Raw genomic sequence first — 13,390 nt, 5'->3', positions numbered from 1 at the left:
TTGCCCAAGCGCATGGAGCGGCTATTAATCGCTCATATTAAACCAAATAAATGTGATTGCAATATCGGTCATTTAAATATAGGGAATGTAGATAATTTATTAAATCGTGCAGCGAAAGTTCCCATGGCGACCGCTTTGAAGGTTGGCGAAACCGATGCTTCGTATGGGCTGGCGGAGAGCCTCGTTTCCGAGGTCGCGGTGCTCATCGTCGGTTACCGGAACTCGGAGGACGTCGTTGATTGCCTGTTGGCATTGTCGCGTGCGACCACGTCGCCCACTTTCGACATCTTCATTTGCGAGAATGGCGGTCGTGATGCCTATCACCACCTTGTAAGCGCCCTGATCAGCGAAGAAGGGCCCTGCCGGCGGGGCCAATCGTTTGGAATCGCCCTAGATGACAACACCAGCCGGTTTACGAACGTTCAGCGCCTGTCTCTGCGCGGAAGATCGTCAAATGTCTGGGTGGGGTGCGCCTACGACAATTTGGGCTATGCCGGCGGGATTAACGCGTGGTTGCGTCCCCTCTCTGCGATACCCACCTGGTGCGCCATCTGGATCCTGAATCCCGATACTCAGCCGACCGAATCTGCCTTGGCGGCGCTGCACGAACGGGCACAATCCGGCCGAAAGGCGATGGTGGGCAGCACCATTCTGGACAGCCTCGACGCAGATCACGTGAGATTTCGCGGCGGGCTTTCCTGGCAGAGGCTGGCGGCGAGAGACGTTGCCATAGGCCTGGGAGAGCTTATTGACATGTCCTGCAACATCGCCGCCGTTGAAGACGCGATGGATAGCCCTTCGGGGGCATCGATGTACGTGACCCGTTGGTGCATCGAGCGGATCGGCCTCATGGATGAAAGCTATTTTCTGTTTTACGAGGACATGGATTGGGGGCTTCGCGCAAGGCACTTGGGGCTCGGTTATGCGGCCGATTCGATCGTCATTCACAAGCGAGGTACGACGACGGGATCGGGCAGAGCTTCGGTGCTCTCCGTCTATCTCCAGCACCGCAATTGCGTTCGCTTCGTGCGACGGCATTTTCCGTGGTCGCTGCCTCTGAGAGTTGCGGTTTCGCTCATGTACGCATTCAGGTTCTTGCTGCAGGGCGCGCCAAGCAACAGTCGCGCAGCGGTCGAAGGACTTGTCGCGGGACTGAAGGGTGAGATGGGCCAGCCGAAGGAGCGGATGGTCCAATAGCGAAGCCGGGGGCGCCTCCAGATGCGGCAGCCGATCCTTGTTCAGGCGCTTCTATTGCTTGCGGTAGCGAGCCTCGAAGCCGGTGGAGTTGCTGCACGCGCGGCCGAGCGCGACAGGTCCGAGTGGCCCAACGAAACGAATACGGGAGTGCGGCCGGACGCGAAGCTGACGCCGTCTGGCGACGTCGTGGCGGATCAGGCCGGCGCGACCTTCTCAGGCCTCGACATTGCAGGCCGCGTCTACATCAAGGCGCCGAACGTGACGTTGACGGACTCCCGAGTGACTTCCGCGTCGTTTTACATCGTGAGAATCGAGCCGGGTGTAACGGGCACGGTGATCCGGAATTGCGAGATCAACGGCGTCGGCTCCGGCAACGATGGTTCGTACGGCATCGTTGGCCAGGGTACGTTTGTCGGAAACAACATCTATAATGTCGAGAACGGAATTGGCGTGTCCGGGTCCGATACGCTCATCCAGGATAACTACATTCACGATCTCCTTGCGTCCGGTTCTCCGCATTACGATGGCATCTCGATCGATGGTGGCAATTCCAACGTGGTCATCAGGCACAACACGGTCATCAATGCGCACACGCAGACCTCGGCGGTCATGATCGACAATTATTTCGGACCGATCTCGAATATTGAAGTCGACGGCAACCTGCTGATAGGCGGCGGTTACACGGTCTACAGCTCGGCGCAATTCAATGGCGGGGCGGTCGACGGGGTTTCTTTTACGAACAACCGGATGGGCAGAGGCAAGTGGGGCTATAGCTCGATTGTGAAGAACGTCCCGGTCTGGCGAGAAAATGTCGATGACGCGACAGGCCGCCGTGCCGGCCCGAGGTAATCAGTGCTTGGCTTCGGGCCTCCTGCCTATGCCACCCGCCGGAACCAGAACGAACCGGGCTGGCGCGAGGGTTCGCGCATCAGAACCGGACATGCGTCGTTCAGCCTGTCTCTGTGGGAACGGGCGAGCCAATTGACCGCGCCAATGATCTCGAAATGCGGGTTGAAGCTCAGGAACGCCTCGAGTAGATACTGTTCATTCCACAGCCAGCGGTCGCGAAGTATCCATTGAGCGGGATAGTCGTGCGGCGTGAAGACGTCGTGGACATGGATGATCACATTGGGGCGAAGCAGGCCGAGCACGTGCAGGTATTCGTGCAGCACGTCACCCTGCGGCCGGATCATGTGGGATGAGTCGATAAAGAGAATGTCATTCTCGTCCAGCGTCTCGAACAGGCTGTCGGGACAGCACTCGACCTTTTTTCTCAAAACCGTCACGCCAGTCGATTCGAGCCACGGCTGCTCAAACGGCTCAATGCAGATCTGCTCACAATGATATCGTGGATCGTCCTTCCTGTTCGCCGCTATCGCGAGGCGGGCCATGAGGGTCGAATTTCCACTGCCGACCTCGATGATGCGTTTGGGTCGGAAGTAACGGATCATATTATAAAGAAATTCGGCATCTCCAGGCTCGAAGGAGCCGTTGTGGTAGCCAAATTCGCCCGGGCCTTTTTGATGGACCGGAATTGCGAGTAGTTCGTCCCGGTAGTTGAATTGCGCGATCAGAGCGAGCTGTGCCGCTTCGTTCAGGTTCAGTCCGGCTATTTGCCTCGGCAGATCGAGATCGCGCTTCAGGTCTGCCGGAAAAACGATGGGCTCGTAGTAGTGATGCCGCACGATGGCGAACTGAAATCTGTCGCAGACAGACCTCGACAAGGGGGCTCGATCACGAAGGCGACTCACGAGGATTGCAAGCGGAGCAAAAAGCAGGATGAACGGCGCCAAAACCAGATCAAGTATTCTGTAAACAGACTTCCGGAAATAGTGCATGGATCACTTCCGATCTGAACGAAGAAAACGAGGGCAATCAGCGGTCCGATAACGCTCCATCTCGATGCACGAGAATATTGTGGCCCATTGGCATTCCACCGTCCAGACCACGGCCATCCCTCCAGTTCGTCCGGGCCGTAAAAACACGGGGCCGCCTGGGCTCTTTGCCTGCCGGAAAGGGCATCTTCAGCGTAGCTTTGGCAACAACGCAGCGAGCCTGGCGTGAGCGGCGGTCGATTGCGGGATAACTCCGCGCGCGATTCAACATCAGGCCCTCCAAGCGGCTCCTTCGAACGCCACATCTCTCGTGAGGTGTGGCCAGGAGCGTCTTGCCAGTAATCCTTTGCTGAAGGCAGGGATTATATATCGCCAATTAAATTGGAAAATGCCGAGCGCCCCGTGCTGGTGGATGAGCACGACCCTCTCTGCCGGCGCTGACGAAGATTGAAGTGAAAAAGTTCGCAGTGTGCTCTTGTGGCAACGCGCGAACACTCGCAATCTGGTGCAGCTTATATGGCGGAGTTGCTTCGGTTTTTTTTAATCCCGCTGAATTAAGTCGAGCGTTGGACCCAAAAAATGACCCTAGTCGCGCCGCCGTCTTGTCCCAAAAAAGCCCCCGCCGATGGAGCATGACACGGCCCGTGGCGCGCCTTTGGGGATGATGCGCCCACGTTCGATTTAACTGCGAAGGAGAAATTTATCTTGGCAACGACGACTGCGTGGCCTGATGCTACGAACACTGGAGTGTCGGCGGGCGTGACCCTCACTCCTTACTACGGGGATCTCGTAATCAACACAGCGGGCGCCGTGATCAGCGGCCTCGACATCCATGGATCGGTCTTCATCAACGCTCCGAACGTCACGTTGGAGAACTGCAAGGTTACGACCGACGCGTTCTACGCCGTGAGGGTTGCGACGGGTGTGACCGGGGCGGTGATCCAGCACAATGAGATCAATGGCGTCGGCTCGGGCAACGACGGCGACTATGGAATCATGGGTCAAGGGACGTTCATCGCCAACAACATCTACAACGTCGAGAACGGGATCGGAGTGGATGGAGGGAATACCCTCATCAAGGACAACTATATCCACGATATGATCGCGTCGGGATCTCCGCACTACGACGGTATCTCGATCGACGGGAATAACTCCAACATCACGATCAGCCATAACACGGTCATCAATGACCATACCCAAACGGCTGCGATCATGATCGACAACTACTTCGGGCCCGTCTCGGACGTCACTGTCGACAACAACCTGCTGTACGGTGGTGGCTACAACATCTACAGCTCGGCCCAGTTCAACGGCGGATCGGTCACGGGAGTGGTCGTCACGAACAATCATATGGGCGGGGGTTATTGGGGCCCGACGGCATTCACCGGCAACTCCCCGGTTTACACCGGCAACGTCGATGACAGCGGGACCCTTGTCGCGACGCTCAACACGTCTGCGAACAGCGGCTCGGGCTCAACAGCCCCGTCTGCCCCGACTGTACCATCCGCTCCCGTCATCGCGTCGTTCTCGACCGATAGCGGCACCGCTGGCGACAAGATCACCAACGACAACACGATCGAGCTCAAGGGGTCCGCTGCTGCCGGCAGCACGGTCAAGTTCTACGATGGTACGACCCAGATTGGTTCGACGACCGCGGATTCGAGCGGCAATTGGGACTACATCACGAAGGTCCTGACTGACGCCAAGCACACGCTGACCGCAACGGCGACTACCACATCGGGTCAGACCAGCGCGGCGTCGTCTGCGTTGGCAATCACCGTCGATACCAAAGCGCCGACCGCGCCGACCATGGCCAGCCATACGGTGAACAGTGCCAATCAGGTGGTGTTGTCGGGCACGGCGGAAGCGAGCAGCGTCGTCAAGGTATTCGACGGCACGACCCAGATCGGGACCGTCACGGCCGACAGCAGTGGCGCGTGGGGCTACACCAGCGCTGCCCTAGCAGCCGGTTCGCACAGCCTCACCGCCAAGGCAACGGACGCGGCAGGCAACACCGGCACGGCGTCCACCGCGTTCGCGGCGAGCATCAGCAACTCGGCCCCGACGTCACCGTCGTCGCCGACCGCGCCCACGTCGCCAACTGCCGGTACGGTCGTCGAGTCGGCCGGCTCGACAACTCTCGTTGAGAGCAGCGGCAGATTTTACCTCAACGGCAGCACCGGATCGGGCCCCACGCTGAAGGATGACGGTGTGGCGTTTGTGAAGGGGTCGGATGGCACCTGGGCACCGATTGGTGCGGAAAAGACTGCGACGGGCTATGAGGTTGTCTGGAAGGAGGCCAGCACCGGTCAGTACACGGCGTGGAACACCGACAACAACGGCAACTACGTTTCCCATGTCGACAGCCTGACCGGGTCAACGTGGGGGGGCTCCGTGTCGGGTACGGACTCCGGCCTGAAATCGCTGGAGGCCACCTTCCATCAGGATCTGAACGGTGACGGTCAGATCGGTACTTCCACAGCAACCGCACCGACGTCGCCAGCGCAGACAACTGGCAAGGTCGTCGAGTCGGCTGGTGTGACAAGTCTCGTTGAGAGTGGCGGCAAATTCTACCTCAACGGCAGCAGCGGAACGGGCCCTTCGCTGAAGGATGGCGGTGCCGATTTCGTGAGCGGGTCAGATGGCACCTGGACTCCCATTGGTGCGGAGAAGACGGCGACGGGCTATCAGGTTGCCTGGAAAGAGGCGAGCACCGGTCAATACACGGCGTGGAACACCGACAATGACGGCAACTACGTCTCCCATGTCAGCACCCTGACCGGCTCCACCTCGGGCGGCTCGGTGTCGGGTACGGACTCTGGCCTCAAGTCGCTTGAGACAAGCTTCCATCAGGATCTCAACGGTGATGGGCAGGTCGGTACTTCGAGCCTGGCTACGTCGTCCACGAGCACCACGCAGACCATTGCTACTTCGAGCTCAACGACCAGCAATACACAGACGAGCACTTCAGGCAATGACGTGTTCGTTGGCACCAGCAAGGCCGACACTTTCTCGTTTGCCGCGAATTTCGGCAACGATGTCATCAAGGGCTTCGTTGCCAGCGGACCTGCTCACGACACGATCGAGTTCAGTAAGAGCGTGTTCGACAGTTTTGCCAGTGTTCTCTCCCACGCGACCCAATCAGGCGGCGACGTCGTCATCGCGACGGGGGACGACACGCTCACGCTGAAGAACATGAAGGTCGGTTCGTTGACCAGCCAGGACTTCCACTTCGCGTAAGGTGTGGGCATCCACACCGAGTAGTACTCAACAACTGCCTTGGGGATCTCTTGGGGGATCTTCCGTCAAAGGCATGGTTCAAGGGCGACTACCATGATTGACTTTGGACGGCGGGGGGTATTCCCCCCGCCCGCGAATCTCATTCGGATTCCACTTCTTCACATATCAGAGCTCTGGGCGTCCGGACGACAGTGGGCGGATGACGCCGAACTGCGGCCCACGCGACTGATCGGCTTGGCGAGGCGGCCAGTCGAGGCCCTGCGGCAACGGATGTTCGCTGGTCGGTCCGGACCGGCGGAGCCCTATGAGGAACCGCAGTCGGAGATGTCGGCTTTCCTGCGGTCTTGCCGCCGTATTTTCTGGGCTCTCGCGGCCTTCAGCGGAATGAGCAATCTCCTCATGCTCACCGGCTCGTTTTTCATGCTGCAAGTCTACGACCGCGTGCTGCCCGGACGCAGCATACCGACGCTGGTCGCCTTGATGGTTCTGGCCACGGTCCTCTACGTGTTTCAGGGGGGGCTCGACTTCGTCAGAAGCAGGATCAGCGCGCGGGTCGGGCGGTATTTGGATGAAAGGCTCGGCGTTCGCATATTCGACGCGCTTGTTCGTCTGCCTTTGAAGACCAGGGCCGATGGCGACGGCCTGCAGCCGGTGCGGGATCTGGATCAGGTCCGCAGCTTTCTGTCGAGCGGCGGGCCGACTGCGCTCTTCGATCTACCCTGGATGCCGATCTATCTCGGCGTTTGCTTCCTCTTTCACTTCTGGATTGGCGTCACTGCGCTGGCCGGCGCGTTGGTGTTGATCGGCATTACCATGCTCACGGAAACCCGGACGCGCGGGCCGGCAAAGGCGTCCTCGCGTCTCGCAGTCTCGCGAGCGGCACTGGCGCTCGAGGGACGGCGAAATGCCGAGGTTCTGCAGGCCATGGGCATGCGGCAGCAGGCGGCGTTGCGTTGGCGGGATGTCAATGCGAAGTACCTCGCTGCACATGAGCGGGCCAGCGACGTCGCTAACGGGCTCGGAGGCGTCTCCAAGCTCTTTCGAGCGATCTTGCAATCGCTGGTTCTCGCCGTCGGCGCAGTCCTCGTCATCAACCAGGAATCGACGGCCGGGATCATCATTGCCGGATCAATCCTCACGGCGCGGGCGTTGGCGCCTGTCGAAATGGCCATTGCGAACTGGAAAGGGTTCGTTGCTGCCCGGCAATCCGGGGGGCGGCTCGATGCTTTGCTGAAACTTCTGCCCGGCGAGGAGGAGCGGCTGGCATTGCCTCCTCCTGTTGAAACTCTCACCGTCGAGCATCTCTATATCGGCGCTCCGAACTCGGAGCAGCCCACCGTCAATGACGTGTCGTTCCAGTTGCGGTGCGGGCAGGCGGTTGGAATCATTGGTCCGAGCGGATCCGGCAAATCGACGCTGGCACGTGCGCTGGTTGGGGTATGGCCGGGCATTCGAGGCCGGATACGGCTGGACAACGCCGCACTCGATCACTGGTCTTCTGACGCCCTCGGCAAGCACATCGGGTACCTGCCTCAGGACGTGGAATTGTTCGACGGCAGCATCGCGATGAATATTGCGCGTTTCGATCCGCAGGCGACCGCCGCCGCTGTTCTGGAGGCCGCGCATGCCGCGGGCGCGCACGATCTCATCCTTTCGTTTCCGGATGGCTACGGCACGAAGATCGGCGAGGGGGGATTGGCACTGTCGGCGGGGCAGCGGCAGCGCATCGGGCTCGCACGCGCCTTCTACGGCAAGCCGTTCCTGGTGGTGCTCGATGAGCCCTCGTCCAATCTCGACGCCGAGGGCGAGGAGGCGCTGACCGAGGCGATCCTGAACGTGCGCCGTCGCGGCGGGATCGTCGTCGTGGTTGCCCATCGTCCGAAGGCGCTTGAAGGCGTCGATCATGTCTTGTGCCTCGGGGAAGGCAGGGTTCAGTCCTTCGGCAAGAGGGAGGAGGTCCTCAAGAAGGTCTTGCGAAATCCCGTGCCGCTCAAGGTGGTCGCGGAAGCTCAAGGAGGCAACCGATGAACGGCCAGGTGGTGGCGCCGGCATTGCAATCCATCCAGCGTTATATGATCGTCGGTATGATCATGTTCGGTCTGGTGACATTTGGGATCGGCGGTTGGGCGACAACGAGCCAATTGTCGGGCGCGGTGATCGCCCAGGGCGTGGTCGTGGTGGATTCGAGCGTCAAGAAGGTTCAGCACTCCACGGGTGGGATCGTGGGTGAGTTGCGCGTGCGCCAGGGCGATCGGGTCAATGCAGGCGACGTTTTGATCCGCCTCGACGAGACTCAGACGCTCGCCAATGCGACGATCGTCACGAACAGCATCGATGAGCTGCTCGCGCGCCAGTCTCGTCTCGAGGCCGAGCGCGATGGTGCCGAGCAGGTCGTGTTTCCCAAGGTGTTGCTCGACCGAGCCAAGGAGAACAACTCCGAGGCGAGCCGTGCAATCGCTGCGGAGCGGAAGCTGTTCGACCTCCGCCGTCAGGCAAGGAGCGGCCAAAAAGCGCAGTTGCAGGAGAGAAGCGCGCAGCTGGAGAACGAGATCAAGGGCTATACGGGGCAGACCGAGGCCAAGCAGAAGGAAGTCGAGTTCATCCGCCAGGAGCTCGAGGGCGTGCGCAGCCTCTGGCAGAAGAATCTGGTGCCGATCACGCGGCTCAATTCCCTCGAGCGCGACTCCGCACGCATCGAAGGCGAGCGCAGCCAGTTGGCCGGCATGATTGCGCAATCGAAAGGCAAGATCTCCGAAATCGGCCTCCAGAGCATTCAGATCGACCAGGACCTGCGGACGGAAGTCGGCAAGGACCTCATCGAAACGCGCTCAAAACTCTCCGAACTGGGCGAGCGCAAGACTGCGGCGGTCGATCAACTGCATCGGATCGATATCAGGGCGCCACAATCCGGCCGCGTCCACGAGCTCAGCGTCCACACGGTCGGCGGCATCATCTCACCCGGCGAGCAAATCATGCTGATCGTGCCTGACGCGGATTCGCTTGCCGTCGAGGTCAAGATCGCACCGAAGGATATCGACCAGGTCTATGTGGGGCAGACAGCGACGATGCGCTTTGCAGCGTTCAACCAGAAGACCACGCCCGAGATCGACGGCGAAGTGAGCATGGTCTCGGCAGACATCACGCAGGATCAGCGTGCCGGCACGAGTTACTACACCGGTCGCGTCCTGTTGAAGCCGGAAGAGCTGGCGAAGCTCGGTTCGGCCAAGCTGCTGCCAGGAATGCCGGTCGAGGTCTTCATCAAGACAGCTGGTCGGACCGCGCTGTCCTATCTGCTCAAGCCGCTGCACGATCAGGCGGAGCGTGCATTCAAGGAGCGCTGAGGCGTCGCGGAAGTAAGCAGCGCTCGACCGCATGCATTCGGCGCCGGCGCCCTATCCCTGGTCGCCGGCGTTGCGACCTGCCCCTGAAAGCGCGGCTGGGCGGCCGGACGCAGCGGCGGCGGGCGTGCCCGGCCGACGAAAGCGCATCACGCGCCGGGACGGAGTCTGCGGTCTGATTTGAAAGCCCCGCCGCTGCGTTCTGGTGATGTCAGGCCGCCGCAGGATATTTAGCGCAGCGAACGTGGTGAAGTCACCCCACCGCCTGATCAACCTCAGTAAATCGCGCGGCTTTCGACGCATCGACCGTGACGGATGCCTGTTGCCCGTGGGCGAGACCAAGGATCGCTCGAACGAACGTCCGCTCAGTACGTCCATTCGCCTGGCGTACAGTGTCATCGCGGTCACGAAGGCAAGGATTATAGCTTCGGCCCCCAGAATGACGAGCAACTCATCTGGCATATGCAATCCTGTCCGGGAAAGTCCATTTTGAAGACTTGCCTCAGTGAATAATTAAATCAACAGATTTATTGTAATTTGACGTTGAGCTTTTGCTGCAGCTCCGTATCCGCGAGACGCACGGTGCGCGCTTCATGAGCCTTTCGATCGGACGACCCAGCCGATCAGGACTTCTCGCCCCACTCGTGCTTCCCCATTCTTCCTGGGGCACGAACCGCGGATACCTGCTGCGACCTTCCCATGTCTATTTAATTGCTATTAAAGCATTGAACGTCTATTTAAATTGAAATAGGATTAAATAATATAATCGACGCGTTTCCCACGACGGGGCGGCCGCGCTGTGCGGTGAGGATCCTGGCCTTAGTTCGGCGTTCGCAGGGGGATCGGCAGATGCAACCAACCTCGGGACCGATCATTGCGACAGCCTTGGCAGTCATGATCGGGAGCGTTCAGTGGGCGGGCGCGGCATTGTTGACCGCGCCAGGGGCTTCGCAAGCGGCCCTTGCGCATATCGAGCAGGGACGCCCGACCCTTCCGCCCCTCACTTATACGGTGTTTTGTCTGCGCTATCAGGCCGAGTGTCGCCCGCGGCGCTCATTCCGCGGCGGGCCGACCCGGCTGACAAAGGAACGGTGGGCGGAGCTGAAAGCAGTCAATCGCACCGTGAACCGCGCCATTGCTCCGCAGCCTAATGAACTCGGCCTTGCAGGTGAGGAGTGGATCGTTAACCCCGATCGTGGTGATTGCAACGACTACGCAGTGAGCAAGCGTCACGAACTGCTGCAACGCGGCTGGCCCGCGCGGGTCCTGCTATTGAGCGAAGTAGTCACCAGCTCTGGGGACCATCACCTTGTGCTGGTGGTGCGCGCCAGGAGCGGCGACCTGATCCTCGATAACCTCGTGCCCGAGATTAAGCTCTGGTCGCGGGTGCCGTATCGTTGGGTCCGCATGCAGATGCCGAGCGACAGCCGACTGTGGACGACGATTGGCCGTCCGGGAGCATGACTCCTGTCATGTGGCCGGAATCATGCGGAACTGCACCGGCGGGACGACTGTCTCAAAGCATGCAAGTGCGGTGAGGGCATCGGCTCTGGCGTGCCCCACTGACCTATACAAGTCTCACAAGTGGGGCTCCCGGCGCACTCGTCGTCATGACGCCGCGAGGCCCACGTTGCCGGCGGCCGAGGGGTCCACCCAACGCCGGATCGTGCCGTCATATATATCGGCACCATAGAGCCAGCCGTCGGGCCCCTTCTGCATGTCCACAATGCCTTGCACGTTGTCCACCAACTGGACGCTTGCGACCTGCCGGTTCGCATCGAGCGTCGCGGCGAAGATCGTTCCATTGTAGACGTCGTCGAAGAACATCGTGTTCTGATTGTAGAAATCTCCCGCGGTGATCACGTGGAAGTTGTCCGGTGCCCCGTGGCTCAGAGGCAGGATCGGGAACACGGCAGGCGGGTCGGACAAATTGTTGCGGTTACCATTGTTGTAAAAGGTGATCGCCTGCGAGAGGTTCTGGTAGCTGGCGGTTTTGTTCGGACCTTCAAAGTAGGGCCATCCGAAATTCGAGCCCGCGGGCCCCGTATTGAGCTCTTCCCAGTTGTTCCAGCCCACGTCTCCGAGCACAGGCAGATTCGTGACGGGATCGAAGCTGAAGCGGTACGCGTTGCGGACGCCGTAGTAGAACACTTTCGACTGATTGCTGTTTGGATCGCCGGCCTGATAATACGGATTGCCCGGCGCTCCCTCGCCCGTGACAGGATCGATGCGCAAGAGCTTGCCCGAGAGGTTATGGATGTCCTGGACCCGCACTGCGCGGGGATCGACGAAGTTGTACGATGTGCCATCCCCGACCGTCATGTAGAGGTACCCGTCGGGGCCGAAATGAACGGCGCCGATCGAATGCGAATCGCTGTCGGTCGCAAGATAGTCGCGGATGTTCTGGTTCTGGATGCCGGCTCTGTCGGGATCGTTGTCCTGCGCTCCTGTCTCGATCTGGCTGGCGGGAGCCGTGATCGTGGTGCCGTTGACGATCCCGGAAGGAACGATGCTGGGATCACCGCCGCTGTTCGCGTCGGGACGGCTGGTGTAGGCCCAGGTGCTGTTCTTGCCGACCAGCACCACTTCGCTGGCCGGATCGGCGATCATCGTGCTGGAGTCGACAGTGACCCTCACCAGACGACAAGGTCGGTTGCCGCCCTGATCGGCGGCCGCAAGGCCGCTCTGGCCCGCCGTCTCGGGCGGATCGTAGGTGTAGAGCAGGTAGACATAGTGGTTGGTTGCGAAATTCGGGTTCACCGCGATCCCCAGCAGCCCGCGATCACCGAAATCATTGATCTCGCTCGAAAGGTCGATGAGCGGAGTCGATCGCAATGTGCCGTTGTCCACCACCCGCACCACGCCGTCCTTCTGCGCGACCAACATGTAGCGGCCGTCGGGAGTCCAGTCCATCGCCGCAGGCTGGTTCAGCCCCGAGACGGCCGTCTCGCCCACGAGATTGCCGAGAGCGGGGTTGTCGTTGTCCAGGATCTTCACGGTCGTTGTCGCCTGAGCGCCAAGCGTGGCGCCCGTCGGATTGCTCAAGGTGATGGTGAAGGTCTCGTCGTTCTCCGGCGTCGCATCATTGATGATCGGCACCGAGATGGTCTGGCTCACCTGGCCGGCAGCAAAGGTCACCGTGCCGGATGTGGTCGTGTAGTCGGATCCTGCAAGTGCGCTGCCGCTGCTCGTCGTGAAGCCGGCCGTGGCTGCCTGACTGACGTTGCCGCTGCGGAGCAGCGTGATCGTCGCCGTCGGGCTGCTCTCCGCGACACTCACCACGACGTCCGCCATAGCGATCGAGGCGGGTGAGTCGTCGTCGACGATGGTTACGAGCACAGTGCGTGGAGCCCCGAGGGAGCCGGAGCCGGGATTTTGAAGGCCGATGGCGAACGTTTCGTTGCCTTCGATCAGTTGATCGTTGACGATCGGGATGGTGAAGCTCTTCGTGCTCTCGCCCGGTGCGAAGACGATCTGGCCGGTGTTCGCCCGACCGTTGAAGGTGGGCTGGATGAAGTCCGATCCTGCCGTCGCGCTTCCGCCGGTGCCGATTTCGTTCGTCGTGTACTCGACGGTGTTTTGCGACGAGAGGTCGCCGGAGCGTGTGACGGTGACGGTGGCCGTGCCGGCCGCTTCACTGGCATAGATCGTCGACGTGTTGAGGAGCGCGATGATGTTGGACGGGGCGAACACGACGTCGCGGAAGTAGTTTGCATTCTGATAGACGTTGGTCGGGAAGACGCCCTCGGTATAGTCGAAGACGCCGGCGCCGACCGGCGC

8 protein-coding genes are annotated in these 13,390 nt (G+C 60.5%); 6 read left to right on the top strand and 2 right to left on the bottom strand.

Translation table 11 applies throughout. The features are described from left to right. Together GGD65_RS16865 and GGD65_RS16860 are read left to right on the top strand one after the other, a co-directional pair. Positions 1–1,197 (top strand): glycosyltransferase family 2 protein, encoded by a 1,197-nt coding sequence (locus tag GGD65_RS16865; protein ID WP_183235964.1) that lies wholly within the window; start codon positions 1–3, stop codon positions 1,195–1,197. 21 nt (positions 1,198–1,218) lie between these two features. After that, on the top strand, positions 1,219–2,046 hold the full coding sequence (locus GGD65_RS16860; protein ID WP_179731084.1) for a right-handed parallel beta-helix repeat-containing protein: 828 nt from the start codon (positions 1,219–1,221) through the stop codon (positions 2,044–2,046). A 26-nt stretch (positions 2,047–2,072) separates the two neighbouring features. On the opposite strand, the gene GGD65_RS16855 is transcribed toward GGD65_RS16860, so the two are convergent. Continuing rightward, positions 2,073–3,035 carry a class I SAM-dependent methyltransferase gene (locus GGD65_RS16855; protein WP_038948887.1) on the bottom strand — a complete coding sequence of 321 codons (963 nt, stop codon included), beginning with the start codon at positions 3,033–3,035 and terminating at the stop codon, positions 2,073–2,075. Positions 3,036–3,737: 702 nt separating this feature from the next. Between GGD65_RS16855 and GGD65_RS16850 the strand changes: the two genes are divergently transcribed. The 4 genes from GGD65_RS16850 to GGD65_RS16835 all read left to right on the top strand — a co-directional run bounded on the left by GGD65_RS16850 (position 3,738) and on the right by GGD65_RS16835 (position 11,074). Continuing rightward, entirely contained in the window at positions 3,738–6,272 is a 2,535-nt protein-coding gene (locus tag GGD65_RS16850; protein WP_246783306.1) for an Ig-like domain-containing protein, read from the top strand. Between the two features lie 270 nt (positions 6,273–6,542). Further along, the gene (locus tag GGD65_RS16845) at positions 6,543–8,300 is read left to right on the top strand and encodes a type I secretion system permease/ATPase (protein WP_179731453.1); all 1,758 of its coding nucleotides are present in this window, start codon (positions 6,543–6,545) and stop codon (positions 8,298–8,300) included. Further along, entirely contained in the window at positions 8,297–9,613 is a 1,317-nt protein-coding gene (locus GGD65_RS16840) for an HlyD family type I secretion periplasmic adaptor subunit (RefSeq protein ID WP_183235963.1), read from the top strand. The genes GGD65_RS16845 and GGD65_RS16840 overlap by 4 nt, the downstream gene beginning before the upstream one ends. Positions 9,614–10,459: 846 nt before the next feature. After that, on the top strand, positions 10,460–11,074 hold the full coding sequence (locus GGD65_RS16835) for a transglutaminase-like cysteine peptidase (protein WP_183235962.1): 615 nt from the start codon (positions 10,460–10,462) through the stop codon (positions 11,072–11,074). Positions 11,075–11,218: 144 nt separating this feature from the next. Here the strand turns inward: GGD65_RS16835 and GGD65_RS16830 are convergent, their stop codons facing one another. Continuing rightward, positions 11,219–13,303, bottom strand: coding sequence for a Calx-beta domain-containing protein (locus tag GGD65_RS16830; RefSeq protein ID WP_210286304.1), 2,085 nt, complete (start codon positions 13,301–13,303; stop codon positions 11,219–11,221). Between the last annotated feature and the right edge of the window lie 87 nt (positions 13,304–13,390).

Origin of the sequence: Bradyrhizobium sp. CIR18 (assembly GCF_014198295.1) — a bacterium.
Taxonomy (GTDB): Bacteria; Pseudomonadota; Alphaproteobacteria; order Rhizobiales; family Xanthobacteraceae; genus Bradyrhizobium.
This window is presented reverse-complemented; position numbering and strand designations above follow the sequence as displayed.

Excerpts from the sequence above, each read along its gene's own strand:
- GGD65_RS16860 (WP_179731084.1), top strand. The coding sequence starts at position 1,219 with ATGCGGCAGCCGATCCTTGTTCAGGCGCTTCTATTGCTTGCGGTAGCG.
- GGD65_RS16855 (WP_038948887.1), bottom strand. The coding sequence starts at position 3,035 with ATGCACTATTTCCGGAAGTCTGTTTACAGAATACTTGATCTGGTTTTG.
- GGD65_RS16845 (WP_179731453.1), top strand. The coding sequence starts at position 6,543 with ATGTTCGCTGGTCGGTCCGGACCGGCGGAGCCCTATGAGGAACCGCAG.
- GGD65_RS16840 (WP_183235963.1), top strand. The coding sequence starts at position 8,297 with ATGAACGGCCAGGTGGTGGCGCCGGCATTGCAATCCATCCAGCGTTAT.
- GGD65_RS16835 (WP_183235962.1), top strand. The coding sequence starts at position 10,460 with ATGCAACCAACCTCGGGACCGATCATTGCGACAGCCTTGGCAGTCATG.